This is a genomic window from Verrucosispora sp. NA02020 (genome assembly GCF_013364215.1).
In the GTDB taxonomy this organism is placed as follows: Bacteria; Actinomycetota; Actinomycetes; order Mycobacteriales; family Micromonosporaceae; genus Micromonospora.
Genome location: NZ_CP054923.1, coordinates 535,376 through 550,133 on the forward strand (window position 1 = coordinate 535,376; position 14,758 = coordinate 550,133).

At 72.7% G+C, this 14,758-nt stretch carries 14 protein-coding genes; 7 read left to right on the top strand and 7 right to left on the bottom strand.

What is annotated here, in order from left to right; translation table 11 throughout:
- Positions 1-92: 92 nt before the first annotated feature.
- Positions 93-1,643, top strand: coding sequence for an NADH-quinone oxidoreductase subunit NuoN (gene nuoN / locus HUT12_RS02500; protein ID WP_131054359.1), 1,551 nt, complete (start codon positions 93-95; stop codon positions 1,641-1,643).
- A gap of 109 nt (positions 1,644-1,752) precedes the next feature.
- On the top strand, positions 1,753-2,817 hold the full coding sequence (locus tag HUT12_RS02505) for a polyprenyl synthetase family protein (RefSeq protein ID WP_254877018.1): 1,065 nt from the start codon (positions 1,753-1,755) through the stop codon (positions 2,815-2,817).
- 53 nt (positions 2,818-2,870) lie between these two features.
- On the opposite strand, the gene HUT12_RS02510 is transcribed toward HUT12_RS02505, so the two are convergent.
- A complete protein-coding gene (locus HUT12_RS02510) occupies positions 2,871-4,055 on the bottom strand; it encodes an MFS transporter (protein ID WP_176092348.1) in 1,185 nt (394 codons plus the stop codon).
- 154 nt (positions 4,056-4,209) lie between these two features.
- Here HUT12_RS02510 and HUT12_RS02515 point away from each other — a divergent pair, with 154 nt between their 5' ends.
- Positions 4,210-4,992, top strand: coding sequence for an IclR family transcriptional regulator (locus HUT12_RS02515; protein WP_131056756.1), 783 nt, complete (start codon positions 4,210-4,212; stop codon positions 4,990-4,992).
- Positions 4,993-5,116: 124 nt separating this feature from the next.
- Here HUT12_RS02515 and HUT12_RS02520 read toward each other — a convergent pair whose 3' ends face one another.
- The gene (locus HUT12_RS02520) at positions 5,117-7,240 is read right to left on the bottom strand and encodes a PhoX family phosphatase (RefSeq protein ID WP_176092349.1); all 2,124 of its coding nucleotides are present in this window, start codon (positions 7,238-7,240) and stop codon (positions 5,117-5,119) included.
- A gap of 242 nt (positions 7,241-7,482) precedes the next feature.
- On the opposite strand from HUT12_RS02520, the gene HUT12_RS02525 reads away from it, so the two are divergent.
- Together HUT12_RS02525 and HUT12_RS02530 are read left to right on the top strand one after the other, a co-directional pair.
- The gene (locus HUT12_RS02525) at positions 7,483-7,977 is read left to right on the top strand and encodes a sigma-70 family RNA polymerase sigma factor (RefSeq protein ID WP_233527450.1); all 495 of its coding nucleotides are present in this window, start codon (positions 7,483-7,485) and stop codon (positions 7,975-7,977) included.
- Positions 7,974-8,669: an anti-sigma factor gene (locus HUT12_RS02530; RefSeq protein WP_131056992.1), complete on the top strand. Its 696-nt coding sequence runs from the start codon at positions 7,974-7,976 to the stop codon at positions 8,667-8,669. Before HUT12_RS02525 ends, HUT12_RS02530 begins: the two co-directional genes overlap by 4 nt.
- A gap of 18 nt (positions 8,670-8,687) precedes the next feature.
- Here the strand turns inward: HUT12_RS02530 and rarD are convergent, their stop codons facing one another.
- The 4 genes from rarD to HUT12_RS02550 form a co-directional block, all read right to left on the bottom strand.
- Positions 8,688-9,623: an EamA family transporter RarD gene (gene rarD, locus HUT12_RS02535; RefSeq protein WP_131056991.1), complete on the bottom strand. Its 936-nt coding sequence runs from the start codon at positions 9,621-9,623 to the stop codon at positions 8,688-8,690.
- Positions 9,620-10,117 (bottom strand): GNAT family N-acetyltransferase, encoded by a 498-nt coding sequence (locus tag HUT12_RS02540; RefSeq protein WP_176092350.1) that lies wholly within the window; start codon positions 10,115-10,117, stop codon positions 9,620-9,622. The genes rarD and HUT12_RS02540 overlap by 4 nt, the downstream gene beginning before the upstream one ends.
- A 140-nt stretch (positions 10,118-10,257) precedes the next feature.
- Positions 10,258-10,644, bottom strand: a complete 387-nt coding sequence (locus tag HUT12_RS02545) for a phage holin family protein (protein WP_131056987.1) — start codon at positions 10,642-10,644, stop codon at positions 10,258-10,260.
- A gap of 45 nt (positions 10,645-10,689) precedes the next feature.
- Positions 10,690-12,564 carry a type VII secretion protein EccE gene (locus HUT12_RS02550; protein ID WP_176092351.1) on the bottom strand — a complete coding sequence of 625 codons (1,875 nt, stop codon included), beginning with the start codon at positions 12,562-12,564 and terminating at the stop codon, positions 10,690-10,692.
- Positions 12,565-12,758: 194 nt separating this feature from the next.
- Between HUT12_RS02550 and HUT12_RS02555 the strand changes: the two genes are divergently transcribed.
- A complete protein-coding gene (locus HUT12_RS02555; protein ID WP_303393474.1) occupies positions 12,759-13,082 on the top strand; it encodes a WXG100 family type VII secretion target in 324 nt (107 codons plus the stop codon).
- 68 nt (positions 13,083-13,150) lie between these two features.
- On the top strand, positions 13,151-13,444 hold the full coding sequence (locus HUT12_RS02560) for a WXG100 family type VII secretion target (protein WP_131053499.1): 294 nt from the start codon (positions 13,151-13,153) through the stop codon (positions 13,442-13,444).
- A gap of 75 nt (positions 13,445-13,519) precedes the next feature.
- Here the strand turns inward: HUT12_RS02560 and mycP are convergent, their stop codons facing one another.
- Positions 13,520-14,755, bottom strand: a complete 1,236-nt coding sequence (gene mycP, locus HUT12_RS02565) for a type VII secretion-associated serine protease mycosin (RefSeq protein WP_176092352.1) — start codon at positions 14,753-14,755, stop codon at positions 13,520-13,522.
- Positions 14,756-14,758 lie beyond the last annotated feature (3 nt).

Consider the following 14,758-nt stretch of genomic DNA (forward strand, 5'->3'; position numbering starts at 1 on the left):
GCGAACTCCAGTCGCCCGCGCGAGGAGAGAGCGGAGCGAGCCCCGCAGTCGCGGGCACAAGACAGCGCAGTCGCGAACGAAAGGTTGACTCGGTGAACGAGTTCGTACTGCCGCCGATCGACTACGCGGCACTCGCGCCGATCCTGATCATGCTGGGCGCGGCGGTGCTGGGGGTGTTGGTCGAGGCCTTCGTGCCGCGTCGGCTGCGGCACCCCGTGCAGCTTCCGCTGGCCCTGGTGGCGGTGCTCGCCGCGCTGACCATGGTGGTGTTCAACTCCGACAAGCGGGTGATCACCATCGGGGTGATCGCGATCGACGGCCCCACGCTGTTCCTCCAGGGCGCGATCCTGGCCCTGGCCGGTGTGGCGCTGCTGCTGATGGGCGACCGGGCGGTGGAGCGGGGCGGGGCGTTCGTGGCCCAGGCCGCGATCACCGCCGACTCGCCGGACGACCGGCGGCAGGCGGCCAAGGCCGGTGGTGCCGGTGAGGTCTACCCGCTGACCACGTTCGCCATCGGCGGCATGCTGATCTTCGTGGCGGCGAACGACCTGCTGACCATGTTCATCGCGCTCGAGGTCTTCTCGCTGCCGCTCTACCTGCTCTGCGCGCTGGCTCGTCGTCGGCGGATCCTGAGCCAGGAAGCGGCGATGAAGTACTTCCTGCTCGGCGCGTACGCCTCGGCGTTCTTCCTGTTCGGTCTGGCGCTGCTCTACGGCTTCAGCGCCGGTCTGGGCGACCGTCAGGCGGGCGTGGACTTCGCCACCCTCAACGCCGCCGTGGCCAACTCGACGGCCAGCCCGGTGCTGCTCTTCGCCGGTATGGCCCTGGTCGCCATCGGCCTGCTGTTCAAGGCCGCCGCCGCGCCGTTCCACGTCTGGACGCCCGACGTCTACCAGGGGGCGCCCACTCCGGTGACCGGCTTCATGGCGGCCTGCACGAAGGTCGCCGCGTTCGGCGCCCTGCTGCGGGTGTTCCACGTCGCGTTCGAGGGCGCACGGTGGGACTTCACGCCGGTGCTCGGCACGGTGGCGGTGCTCACCATGCTGGTCGGCGCCGTGCTCGCGGTCACCCAGACCGACATCAAGCGGCTACTGGCGTACTCCTCCATCGCCAACGCCGGCTATCTGCTGGTCGGCGTGCTCTCCCCAGGACGTGACGGGCTCTCCGGCACGATGTTCTACCTGGTCGCGTACGGCTTCACCGTGCTGGCCGCGTTCGCCGTGGTGACCCTGGTCCGGGACGCCGACGGGGAGGCCACCCACCTGTCCCGCTGGGCCGGGCTGGGCCGCCGCTCGCCGGGGTACGCGTCGGTGTTCACCTTCATCCTGCTGGCCTTCGCGGGTATCCCGCTGACCAGCGGCTTCACCAGCAAGTTCGCCGTCTTCGCTCCGGCTCTCGACGGCGGTCAGGTGTGGCTGGTGATCGCCGGTGTGCTGACCAGCATGGTGCTGGCCTTCCCGTACCTGCGGGTCGTGGTGATGATGTGGCTCTCCGAGCCGGGCGACTCGACCCCGACCGTCACGGTGCCGGGCGCGATGACCTCGGCGGCGCTGGTGATCGGCGTACTCGCGACCCTGGTTCTCGGCGTCGCTCCGGCGCCGCTGCTCGACCTGGCCACCGGCGCTGCGGACTTCATCCGGTAGCGGCGTCACCTTCCGTTTCGGGGGCCGGTCCACTCTTGTGGACCGGCCCTCGCCGCGCCTCCCCGGTCCGCTGCAGGTAGAGCCCGTGTGGCATGGTGGAGGAGTGGTGATTAGGGGTGGCGAGCGTTCAGGTGGCACCGGCTCCGGTGGCCGCCGCAGCCGGCACGCGGGCCAGTTCGGCCCGCTCGGTCTGCATCTCGCCGACCCGCACACCGAGGCATCCGTGCTGGGGCTGCTCGACGCCATCGAGGTGGAGCTGCGGGCCAGCGTGGCCAGCGCCGACCCGTTCGTGACCGAGGCCGCCCGACACCTGGTGGAGGCGGGCGGGAAGCGCTTCCGGCCGCTTCTGGTGGCCCTGGGCGCACAGTTCGGCGACCCGGCTCGGCCGGAGGTCGTCTCGGCCGCCGTGGTGGTGGAGTTGACCCACCTGGCGACGCTCTACCACGACGACGTGATGGACGAGGCCGCGGTGCGTCGGGGAGCGCCGAGCGCCAACTCCCGTTGGACCAACTCGGTCGCCATCCTGGTGGGTGACTACCTCTTCGCGCGGGCCGCGGACGTCGCCGCCGATCTGGGCCCCGAGGCGGTACGCCTCCAGGCGCGCACCTTCGCCCGCCTGGTCCACGGCCAGATCGCCGAGACGGTCGGCCCCCGGGCGGACGCCGACCCGGTGCGGCACTACCTGGACGTGATCGCCGAGAAGACCGGTTCGCTGATCGCCACCAGTGCCCACTTCGGCGCGCTGTTCAGCGGCACCACCCCGGAGCACGTGTCGGCGCTGGCCGGGTACGGCGAGACCATCGGTGTCGCCTTCCAGCTCTCCGACGACCTGCTGGACATCGCCAGCGAGTCGGAGGAGTCCGGCAAGACGCCCGGCACCGACCTGCGGGAGGGTGTGCCGACGCTGCCGGTGCTCTACGCCCTCGCCTCCGACGACGCGGACGCCGCCTCGGTGCGGCTGCGGGAGATCCTGGCCACCGGCCCGCTGACCGACGACGCCCTGCACGCCGAGGCGCTCGGCCTGCTGCGGGAGAGCCCCGCGCTCAAGCGGGCCCGGGAGACGGTCCGCAGCTACGCCGAGGACGCGCGGGCCCGGCTCGCGCCGCTGCCGGACGTGCCGGCGCGTCGCGCCCTCGAATCGCTCTGCGACCACATCGCCGACCGCACCGGCTGATCACCTCTTCGCAGTGTCCCGCCGAGGACCGACGCCCTCGACCGGGTGTGCGGTCAGGCTGACGCGGGCCGGGACAGCAGCCGGGTGGCGGTGAGCATGAGCGCGGCCGCGGTGAGCATGGCGGCGGCTGCGGTGAGCCACATCACCGGGTAACCGGCGGCGGTGGCGAGCGACCCGAGGGCCAGCGGGCCGAGGCAGCCGCCCGCGTACACCCCGGTCTGGGTGATGGAGGTGGCGGCGGCCGGTGCCTGCGGGTGCAGCCGGACCACGGCGAAGTTCATCAGTCCGGGCCAGGACCAGCCCAGGCCGAAACCGAGCAGGACACCGGCGACGAGCGCCCCGGAGCCGGCCACCGCGAGCAGGCCGAGCCCCACCGCCCCGACCGCCAGCAGGCCGGCGATCACGGTGACGTGCCCGCCGTCGCGGCGGTCGGCGAGCCAACCGATCCCGATCCGCGCGACGACGCAGACCGCGCTGCCGAGGGTCAGCACGAGTCCGGCGAGGGCGGGTCCGTGACCCCGGTCCACGGAGGCGTCGACCAGGAAGGTGCCCAGCGCGCCCGCCGCGCTTGCCGCGAGCGTCGCGGCCACGCCGACCACGACCAGACCCACGGTCGCGTTCCCGGCGGGGCGGTTCGACCGATGGACGGGTTGCGGTCCGTGTGACGGGACGAGCGGCAGCGTGGCCAATGCGGCACCGGCGGCGGCCACGAACGCCCACCGCCAGCCGACGGTGAGCGCGAGTGTGGGTACGGCCGCGCCGGCCAGCAGGGTGGAGACCGGGATGGCCGCCTGTTTGACGCCGAACGACAGGCCCTGTCGTCGCGCCGGTACGTGCCGGGCCAGCAGCAGGTTGCTGGAGAGTTGGCCCAGCGCGTTCGCGGTGCCGGCCACGGCGAGCAGGACGAGCAGCATCGGGTACGAGCGGGCCAGCACGGCCACGGCGAGCAGCGAGCCGGCGGAGATCAGGATGCCCGTGCGGGCGACGACGCCACCGCCCCAGCGTTCCACCAGCGCACCGGAGGGGACCGAGGCGAGCGCACCGACGCCGAAGTAGATCGCCACGGCGATGCCCAGACCGGCCGGGTTGAAGCCCAACTCCTCGCGCATCTGCACGGCGAGCCCGCCGACCAGGAAGACGGGTAGGACGCAGGCGATGGTGACGGCCACGGCGGTGGAGGCGGCCCGGACGGGCCGGGTGACGGTCTCCGCAGCACGGGACGGGGCGGTGTGGGTCATGGTGGGGCCAACCTACGCCTGCCGCATTCCGGCAACGGAAAGTGCGGTCAGCGTCACATCGGGTATCCGACGAACGGTGATCCTCCACCCGATCAGGCGTTTCGCGCGGGGCTCCTTTTTCATATGGTGTAAGTCCCCGGTGGCGGAGGTGGTTGTGCGTGACCCCCTGGCGGAACCTTCGGACCTGATCCGAAGTGTCTCCCGCGCACTTCGAGTGCTCGAGTCGGTCGGTCGTGCCCCGCGCGGGCTGACGGTGAAACAGATTGCCCGGCGGTGCGAGCTGACCGTTGCCACGACCTACCACCTGGTCCGCACACTCGCGTACGAGGGGTACGTGATCCGCCGCGAGGACGGCACGTACATCGTGGGGCTGGAGGTGGCCGACCGCTACCGCGAACTGGTCGCCGCGTTCCGGGGCTCGCCCGCGGTGGGGGAGAACCTGCGTCGCGCGGCCATCGAGACCGGATGGAGCCACTACCTCGGCCGCTTCGTGGGCGGTCAGGTCGCCGTCACCGCCGTCGCGGAGGGGAACCGCTCGCCGTACCTGGAGGACCTCGTGCCCGGGTTCGACGAGGGCGCGCACGCGACCGCGCTCGGCAAGGCCCTGCTCGCCACGCTCACCGCCGAGCAGCGGCACCGCTACCTGCGGGAGTACGGCATGCGGCCGTTCACCAGCGCCACCCTGACCACCCCGGAGGCGTTCGAGGCCGACCTGGCGGCGGGCGAGCGGCGCGGGATGCAGCTCGAACTGGGTCAGTTCCGGCAGGGGGTGGCCTGCGCGGCCGTCCTGGTCACCCCGGACAAGGACATGGAACGGCGTACGGTGCTGGCGTGTGCGCTGCCGGCCAGCGAGATGATGACCTCCGCCCGGGTGGTCCGGACGAAGCTGATCACCACCGCCCGCGCGATCGCCGAGTGCCTCGCCACCGAGACCTGACCGGCGCCGACCGGTCCGCCCGGACCGGAACGGGGTGGGCTGCCGGAGCCGACCCGGCGAGACGGCCCCCTTCCTGGTGGGAAGAGGGCCGTCGGGAAGCGGCCGGCGCGGAGCCGGGGCGGGGTCAGCTACCGACCGGCCCGCCGTCCAGCCGCCAGGTCACCACCACGCCCGGTTTGGCGTAGTCGCCGTCCGGCCAGGTGGAGGCCGGGTTGTCGACCGAGGCACCGGTGACCTCGCCGGGGTGCTGCACGGCGACGAAGAGCGAGCGGTTGTCGCCGGTGATGAACGGCCCGCAGGTCTCCGCACCGCGCGGCACGGTGAGGAACTGCTTGAGGTGGCCCCGCTCCGGCCCTTCGGTCGGTGTGGCGAAGAGGCCGTCGTTGCTGCCCAGAGCGTTGCCGTCGGTGGAGATCCAGAGGTTGCCGGTGGCGTCGAAGGCCACGTTGTCCGGGCAGGAGATCGGCGACACCTTCGTCTTGTCGTACCCGGAGAAGTAGGTCGACGGGTCCGCCGGGTCACCGCAGACGATCGGCAGTGACCAGGTGAACGTCTCGGCGGTGTTGTCGCCCCGGTGCTCGACCAGTTCCAGGATCTGTCCGTGCCGGTTGGTGCTGCGCGGGTTGGCCTCGTCCGGCCCGGGGTTGCTGCCGACACCCCGGTTGGTGTTGTTGGTCAACGCCACGTAGACCTTGCCGGTGAGCAGGCTCGGCTCGACGTCCTCGGGCCGGTCCATCTTGGTCGCGCCGACCTTGTCACCGGCGAAGCGGGTGAAGGTGAGCACCTCGGCGGCGGTCATCCCGTCCACGAAGGAGCGGTTGCCGCTGACCAGCTTGATCCAGCGGCCCTTGCCGTCGAACGCGCCGTCCGAGGGCAGCCGTCCGGATCCGTCGATCTCGTCGGCGCTGGTCTGGTCGAGCCGGGCGACGTAGAGCGTGCCGGACTCCAGCAGCGTCAGGTTGTGCTTGCGGGCGACCCAGGAGTTGCCCTTCATGAACGTACGGTCCGAGACGAACTTGTACAGGTAGTCGAAGCGCTCGTCGTCGCCCATGTACGCGACCACGCGTCCGTTGCGGGCCACGATGACGTTCGCGCCCTCGTGCTTGAAGCGCCCCAGCGCGGTGTGCTTGCGGGGGCGACTGGTCGGGTCGTACGGGTCGATCTCCACGATCCAGCCGTGCCGGTTCGCCTCGTTCGGGTGTCTGGCCAGGTCGAAGCGGTCGGCGGCACGGTCCCACTTGCGGTTGCCGCTGGGGTGGCGGGTGGTGGTGTTGATGCCGTACCGGGCCAGCCGGGGCTTGTCCGCTGCCGGGGCGGCGTCACCGCCGACGAAGTACTGGTTGAAGTTCTCCTCACCGGAGAGCACCGTGCCCCACGGGGTCACCCCGCCCGCGCAGTTGTTCAGCGTGCCGACGACCGTACGCCCCCTGGGGTCGGCGGCGGTCTTCACGAACGCGGAGCCGGCGGCCGGACCGGTCAGCTCGAAGGTGCTGCTCAACGCGTCGACGCGCCGGTTGTACGGGCGGCGGCCCGAGGTGACCGCGCGCCACTGGCCGGTGCCGGCGACCCGCTCGATCTCCACCACCGACATGCCGTGTGCCGCCATCGACACCTTCACCTGCTCGACGGTGAGCGCGTCGAGGCTGGTGAAGCCGGGGAACATCAGGTCCTCGTTGGTGTACTCGTGGTTGACCACGAGCAGTGCCCGCCGACCGCCCTTGTCCAGCGGCAGCACACCGACGTAGTCGTTGTTGTACCCGAACTGGCGGGCCTGTGCGGCGGCGGTCTGCCGACGCAGGTCGAAGGCGGGCGCGCCGGGCAGCACCGGGTCACCCCAGCGGATGACGACGGCGTGGTCGTAGCCGTTCGGCACCACGAAGGTGTCCAGCGTGTTCGGCGGGATCGGCGAGAAGCTCAGCTCCCCGCTGCCGACACCCCGGCCGCCGGCGCTGAAGGTGGTGGCCTCGGGTACCACCGGGGAACCCGGCGTCGCGGCGGCGGTGCCACCACCGGCCAGCGCACCGGCGCCGCCGCCGAAGCCGAGCACCAGCGCGCCGACCGCCCCGGCGCGGACCAGTCCACGGCGGGAGACCTCGGCGTCGACCAGGTCGCCGAAGTAGGCGTTGTCGGAGGTGTTGGGCACCGGGTGGTCGCAGGCGTTGCCGCAGCGGTAGAGACAGGTCATGGCGTCGCGGCTGCCGTGGCGGGGAGTGCCCAGCAGCGGGAGCAGCCGGGGACGGTCGCTCATGGGAGGAGCCTCCTGAGGGTCACGCACGCCGGTGCCGCTCACCGACGGGTACCCGCCGGACGCTAGGAGGGCGTGGTGAGCGGTGGTCGGCGTCGATATGAACCAGCGATGAACTCCCCGTCGGGAATCCCAGGTCGCGCAGGTGGTGAACCGATCAGCGTGACCGCACGTATCCCTGGTCGTAACGCCGCGCCCGCTCGGTCGAGAGCGAGGAGAGGACCATCAGCGACCACGACGCCCACCTGCTGCGCGCCCTGCACGACGAGCATGCCGAGGCGCTGTACGCGCACGCGTTGCGGCTGGTCAACGGCGACCGGCAGCGCGCCGAGGACCTGGTGCAGGAGACGCTCCTGCGGGCCTGGCGGCACCCGGAGTCACTGGACCCCCGGCGCGGCTCGGTCCGCGCCTGGCTGTTCACCACCGCGCGCAACCTCGCCATCGACGCCTGGCGGCGACGGTCGACCCGGGTCGGCGAGGTCTACACCGACGAACTGCCCGAACCCAGCGAGGTCGTCGACGAGACGGAACGCGCCGTGGAGGCGTGGACCGTGGCGGAGGCGCTCAACCGGCTCAGCCCGTCCCACCGGGACGTCCTCGTCGAGTGTTTCTACCAGGGCCGTTCGGTGTCCGAGGCCGCCTCCCGGCTCGGCGTGCCACCGGGCACCGTGAAGTCCCGCACCCACTACGCGCTGCGCTCACTACGGTTGGTGCTGGCGGAGATGGGGGTGACCGGATGAGCCGTTGCGACTACGCCTTCGACGACGGCGCGTACGTGCTGGGTGCCCTCTCACCCGCCGACCGGGCCGCGTACGAACGTCACCTCGTCGGCTGCCCCGACTGCCAACAGTCGGTTTCCGAGATCGCCGTGCTCCCCGGCCTGCTCGGTCGGCTGGACCCGTCGAGCCTGGAGCAGTTCCTGCCGCCGCCGGAGAACCCCCGGGTGCCCGAGTTGCTCAACGCCGCGCGGGACCGCCGGCGTCGGGAGCGGCAGGCCAACCGGCTGCGGTACGCGGTCACCGGCCTCGCGGCGGCGGCGTTCGCCCTGCTGGTCGGCTTCGGCGTGGCGACGATGCTGCCGAGCGAGCAGCCGGGCCGGCCACCGCTGGCGCAGGTGCGTCTGGTCGCGATGGAGCCGGTGACCGGCTCGGCGCCGGTGCACGCCGAGATCGGCCTGCGGCACACCGACTGGGGTACCGAGGTGACCATGCACTGCGGGTACGACGAGCACACCGGCTACGGCAAGGCACACGCCTTCCGGCTGGTGGCGTACGGCCCGGACGGTGCGCAGGAACAGATCGGCTCGTGGCGTGCCGCGCCCGGCGACGACCTGCGGATCACCGGTGCGACCCGGTTCACCAACGCCGAACTGGTCCGGCTGGAGCTGATCCGCGCCGACGGCACCCCCGTCCTGGCCTACGACGTCCGCTGAGGCAGGAGGTCACGCCGGTCAGCGCGGGGCGGGTACCGCTGCCGCTGCGCCGACCTCGCTGTCCGGGCGCGAGCGACGGTTGCGCCGGGCGTTGCGGAGCGCGTCGGCGGTGAAGACGATCAGCGCGAGCCAGACCAGTCCGAAGCCGACCAGACGGGCCGGCGGCATCGGCTCGTGGAAGATCAGCACACCGCAGGCCAGTTGGATGATCGGCGCGACGTACTGGAGCATGCCCAGTGCGGTCAGCGGCAACCGGTTCGCGGCGCCCGCGAAGAGCAGCAGCGGGATGGCGGTCAACGCGCCGGCCAGCACCAGCAGCAGCGCGTGCCCGACCGAGACCCGGCCGAACGTGGCGTCACCGGTGGTCGCGAGCCAGCCGAGGAACACCAGCGCCGGCACGGCCAGCACGGCGGACTCGACGAAGAGGCCCTCTGCCGGGGGCAGCCCCAGCCGCTTCTTCACCAGGCTGTACCCGCCGAACGTGAAGGCCAGCGTCAGCGCGAGGTACGGCAACCGGCCGTAGTCGACGGTGAGGACGGCCACCGCCAGCGCACCGACGCCGAGCGCGGCCCACTGCGCCGGGCGCAGCCGCTCCCGCAGCACCAGGACGCCGAGCAGCACCACCACCAGCGGGTTGATGAAGTACCCGAGGGCGGTCTCCACCACCCGGTCGGAGTTCACGCCGTAGATGTAGGTGAACCAGTTCACCGCGATCAGGGCGGCGGCGGCACCGACCCCGGCCAGGGCGCGCGGCCGACGGAGCAGGGCACGCAGGAACCCGATGTTGCGCATCACGGCGAGCAGCAGGGCGACGAACACCACCGACCAGATGACCCGGTGGGCCAGGATCTCCAGCGGGCCGGTCGGGCGCAGCAGCTTGAAGTACAGCGGGAAGAACCCCCACAGCAGGTACGCGACCAGGCCGTAGAGGTATCCGAGGCGGAGCGGTGTCACGGGTTCACCGTAAGGGGCGGATCGCTCTGTTGATCCTTGCTGGTGAGCGGCGTCACGGTCGACTCACGGCGGTCGAACTCCATCCACCGGTCGGCGCGTACCCCGGTGAAGCCGAGCTTGGCGTACACCCCGTGCGCGTCGTTGGTCGCCAGCAGGATCCGGCGTACGCCAAGCTCGCCGAGGTGGTCGCGGACGCCGCCGGCCAGCCAGGTGCCCAACCCGTGCCCGCGTTCGGCCCGGTCCACGTAGACGTCGCAGAGATAGGCGAAGGTGGCCCGGTCCGTGATCACCCGGGCGACGGCGACCTGTCGGCCGTCCGGCGGGCGGTACACGCCGAACCCGAGCGAGCCGGCGAAGGCCGCAGCCACCGTCGCGCGGTCCCGCCCGAGCGCCCAGTACGCGTCGGTGGAGAGCCAGGTGTGCACCAGGTCCAGGTCGAGGAGATCGGGCGAGGTGCTGAGCGTGTAGCCGTCGGGACGGGTCCGGGTGAACACTCCCGGGACCCTAGTTGGCCCGGCGCTGCGGCGCGGCCCACTTACCCTTCGTCCGTCGGGCGGTCACCGTCGGTGGCGACGGTGACCGCCCGACGAGCGGTCGGTCGGGTGCCCGACGAGGTCGAGCCGCCCGGTCGCGGTCAGTCGCGGTCGAGGATGGCGCCGAGGATCCAGGTGACGATGCCGACGAAGAGCGCACCCAGCACGGCGGCGGGCCAGAAGCCGTCCACGTCGAAGGGCAGCCCCACCTGGTCGGCGATCCAGCCGGTGAGCAGGAACAGCAGACCGTTGACCACCAGTGCGATCAGGCCGAGGGTGAGCAGGTAGAAGCCGCACCCGACGGTCTTGATGATCGGCTGGAGCACCCCGTTCACCACGCCGAAGATGACCGCGACGAGGACCAGCGTCAACACCGTCTCACCGAGCGACTCGGTGTTCAGGGAGATGCCGGGGATGATCACAGTGGCCAGCCAGAAGGCCACCGCCGTGGCGCCGACCCGGATCAGGAGACCTTTCAGAAAATCCATGGCCGGCATGGTGTCATGGCCGGCGTACCGGCGAAACCCGCGAGATCAACTCCGGCCGAGTCGGAGAGGTGCTCCGATGAGGTGCGCCTCGATCGGCGTGACGGCCAGCAACGCCCAGCGTAGGGCCCGCCGGTTGACCACCGCCACCATGTCGGGCCGGCTGCGCGCCAACCACCGCGCGGCGTCGCCGAGGCCCAGCGCGCCGCCCGCGACCGCCGACTCGGCCCGACTCAACGGCGACAGCACCACCAGGTCGGCGCGGGCCAGCCCGTCCGCGTCGGCCGGGGTCAGCTCCTCACGTACCAGCAGGGTGGCCTGCCAGGCGGCACCCGGACGCGGGCCCGGCGGCGGTGGCGGCGCGTCCCGCACCACGAGCACCGGGGCGAGCGGGGTCGCGGCGGGACCCTCCGCCGGACGGTCCGGGGGCAGCAGCGGGATCGTCCGGCCGGGTACGCCGACACCGCGCGCGAAGGGTTCCCAGGCGTGTGGCCGGGTCGTCTGGACCACCACCCGGGCACCGAGCGCCATCGCCCGCACGGCGAGCAGTTGGGCGGTGGGCAGCCCGCCGACGAGCATCACCCGGGTGCTCTCCGGCCGGAACAGCCGGACGGTGACGGGTGCGCCGTGCCGGTTGGTGCCCAGCATCAACCCCGCCGAGCCGTACGGCAGCGTCGCCTCCGGGCCGTCCGCGCCGGGCGGTGTGGACGGGGTGCGGCGACGCGTGACCGGTCGACCCGGCCGCGCGAGCGGGAGCGTGTTGACGAAACCGTGCAGGTGGGCGCCGTCGGTGCGGAGGAGTACCCCACCGGCGGTCGCCACGACCTGCTCCAGTGCGCGGCAGGCGGCGGAGAGTTCGGCCGGCGTCGCCGTGCTCAGACGTACGGTCAGCTCGGTCCGGCCCGGTGCCTCCGTGTCGGCGTGCAGCGACACCGTGGTGGCGGTCACCGGCAGCGCGGACAGCCGGGACACCAGCCGGCCCACCGGTTCCGTCGGCCAGTGTCGCAGCGCGAAGGTGCTCTGGAGCAGCCCGCCGCACCGGACGCCGTGCCAGGTCTCCCGGGGCGTGCTGCCGTCGTGGTGCGCGAGTTCGGCGAGCATCCGCAGGGTCGCCTGGGTGCCGAGCGGACGCACGGACAGTGGCCGCAGCCGCCGCACCATCCGGCGTACGGTGCCGGCGAGCGCCCGCCGGAGCGCCTCCTCGGGCCAGCCCGCCACCCGCATCACCCGGACGGCCAGCACGGCGCGCTCCCCGCCGGCCAGCCGCCCACCGGTCAACTGCCGGTACGAGGTGGACACCGGTCCACCACCGGCCGCGACCGCCGGTGCCGCCGTGACGGTCAGCAGCAGTTGCACGCGGACCGGCGGCACGTCGGCGGCGCGGGTCGGCAGCAGCGCGGCGGGTGGCGGCAACGGGCGGGCACCCGCACCGAGCAGATCGGCGGCGTCGCCGACGTCGAGCAGGGCCACCAGGCCGTCCGGGTCGTCGACGGCGGCGGCCGGGAATCCGGCCACCTCGACGGGACGGACGACGGCGTCCGGGTCGACCAGGTCGAGCAGGGTCGTCGGGTGGCGCACCCGGCGACGGCGGACCAGGTAGCCCGTCCCGAGCCGGAGCCACTCGTGCAGCCACCGTCGCCGTGCCCGACCCCAGGCGCCGACCAGGAGGGCGCCGGCCAGCAGGACGGCGGTCGTCGTCGGCAGCGCGCCCAGACCCGGTGCGGCGACGAGCATCGCCGCCGCGACCTGTGTGGTGACGATCTGTCCGACCGTCGGTCGGTACGCCCGCCGCCGCACGCGCGGACTCCACTGTGGCCTGTCGTGACCGTCGTCGGTGCCGGACCGGGCATCGGCGGCACGGCGGGCGAGGGTGCCGGTGGTCGGCGCTGTGGCCCGTCGGTCGATCACACCCCGCGACGTCATCGACGCCCATCGTAGTAGCCCGCCTGCTGCCGCGTTGTCCACAGGGGAGCTAGCGGGGGTAGCAGAAACGCGATGGTGTCGCTACTGTCAGCGACGAGTTCTCGTTGGCCCGTCCCGCGTCGCGCACGCCCTCCGGCGGCGCGGGTGGTGTCGTCCATGGGCCAGCCACGATCGAGAGACGAGGTGACGTCGGGGTGTCCTCCCAGACCCAGGCAGAGGCCGCGGTGATGCAACAGACCGCGGCGAAGTTCGAGCAGACGGACCAGTCGTTGCAGTCGATGCTCAGTGGACTGCTGGCCCAGCTGGCGATTCTCCAGCAGGCCTGGCGCGGGGCGGGCGGCCGGTCGTTCGAGCAGGTCAAACAGCAGTGGGCGCAGGATCAGGCGAACCTGCAGCGGGCCCTTCGGGAGACCGCAGGGGCGATCCGCACCGCCGGCACGAAGTACGACGCGTCGGACACCGAGGCGGCCGGCCGGGTGTCCGCCACCAACCGCGGCGGCATCCAGCTGCCGCTCTAGCGCGTTCCACCGGGCTGGTCAGTTCCGATGACCAGGTCCCGGGTCACGACCGAGGGGGAAGACTACCGATGGAGAACGGTGTGCTGGTCGTCAACTTCGCCGCGCTGCACCAGGCCAGCGCGGACATCCAGCGGGCCCTGAACACGCTCGAATCGCAACTCGGTCAGCTGGAGCAGGACGCCGCTCCGCTGGTGGCGAGCTGGTCCGGCGAGGCGCAGCAGGCGTACGAGCAGCGGCAGGCCCGGTGGCGCAACGCCTCACAGGACCTCCAGACGATGCTGCGTGACATCAAGGTGGCGGTGGACGAGTCCGCGACCGACTATCTCGACACCGAGAAGCGCAACGCCGGTCTGTTCCAGTGACGGACGGCTGACGCCGGCCGCCTCGAACGCGGCGGTCGGCGTCAGCCACCGGTGGCCGCCGGACGGGCGGTCGACTCAGCGTGGATCGGCGGGCCGCCACCGCCGCCGGACCCCCTGGGGGACGAGGACGGCGGCCAGCACGATGACGGTCACCGTCAGCAGGCCGGCGACGGTGAGCACGGCCACCCGCTCCCGGGCGGCGGTCCGTCGGTCCTGCTGCGCCACCAGCGCCGGGTCCGGGCGCTCCGCGTCCAGCCCGCCCGCCGGTCTCGCGCCGGGCGTCGTGCCGTCCGCCTCGGTGACCGCCCGGTACGGATTGAGCACACCCGCGCCGTACCCCGCGTCGGGAGCCGGGTCGGTGGTCGCGATGATCCGCCCGGCCACCTCCGCAGCGCTCAGCTCCGGGCGGTACTGGCGCACCAGGGCGGCGGTCGCGGCCACGAAGGGCGCGGCGTAACTGGTCCCCTCGGCCCGGTGGTGGCCGCGTCCGGTCGCGGCGATCAGCACGTCGGTGCCGGGCGCTACCAGGTCGACGTAGGAGCCGGTCTGGGAGAACCCGGCCCGTGTCCCGTCGGCACCGATCGCGCCGACCCCGATCACCGACCCGTACGCGGCGGGGTAGGGGCGCGGGTCGCCCTCCCCGTGCAGGTTGCCGGCGGCGGCCACCACGATCACGTCCCGGGCCGCCGCGTAGGCGATCGCGGCACGGACCGTCGGTCGGTCGGCGTACAGCACCACCGACAGGTTGATCACGTCGGCGTCGTTGTCGACCGCCCAACGGATCGCCGTGGCGAACTCCTCCGGCGCGACCGTACGCCCCGCTCCCCGGCCGTCCACGACCTGCTGTTCGCTGACCCGCACCGGCAGGATCCGGGCGTTCGGCGCCAGACCGTGGAAGGCCACTCCGTCGTGCGGGGCGGCGGCGATGATGCTGGCCACGCCGGTGCCGTGGCCGACGCAGTCCCGGGTGCCGTCACCGCCGGGGTCGAGCAGGTCGAGGCCGTCGAGCACCCGGTCGGCGAGCTGCGGGTGGCGCCGATCCACGCCCGAGTCGACCACCGCGACGGTCACCCCGGACCCGTTCGCCAGCGGCGACAGCCGCGCCGGGGCGTACCGCTCCTGCGGCCAGGGCGCGGTGGCCACTGGTCGGGCCGGTGCCTGCGGTGCGGCGCAGTCCGGCCCATCCGGAGTCGCCGGCAACCCGGCCGTCGCGGGCCGTGCCGACGCAGCGGGTGCCGGGGTGACCGGCGCGGCCAGCAGGGTGGCGGCAGCCACACCCGCCAGGATCGGGAGCGGGACGTACCGGGACATCGA

Excerpts from the sequence above, each read along its gene's own strand:
- HUT12_RS02510 (WP_176092348.1), bottom strand. The coding sequence starts at position 4,055 with ATGACCCACACCGCCCCGTCCCGTGCTGCGGAGACCGTCACCCGGCCC.
- HUT12_RS02520 (WP_176092349.1), bottom strand. The coding sequence starts at position 7,240 with ATGAGCGACCGTCCCCGGCTGCTCCCGCTGCTGGGCACTCCCCGCCAC.
- HUT12_RS02530 (WP_131056992.1), top strand. The coding sequence starts at position 7,974 with ATGAGCCGTTGCGACTACGCCTTCGACGACGGCGCGTACGTGCTGGGT.
- HUT12_RS02545 (WP_131056987.1), bottom strand. The coding sequence starts at position 10,644 with ATGGATTTTCTGAAAGGTCTCCTGATCCGGGTCGGCGCCACGGCGGTG.
- HUT12_RS02550 (WP_176092351.1), bottom strand. The coding sequence starts at position 12,564 with ATGACGTCGCGGGGTGTGATCGACCGACGGGCCACAGCGCCGACCACC.
- HUT12_RS02560 (WP_131053499.1), top strand. The coding sequence starts at position 13,151 with ATGGAGAACGGTGTGCTGGTCGTCAACTTCGCCGCGCTGCACCAGGCC.
- mycP (WP_176092352.1), bottom strand. The coding sequence starts at position 14,755 with ATGTCCCGGTACGTCCCGCTCCCGATCCTGGCGGGTGTGGCTGCCGCC.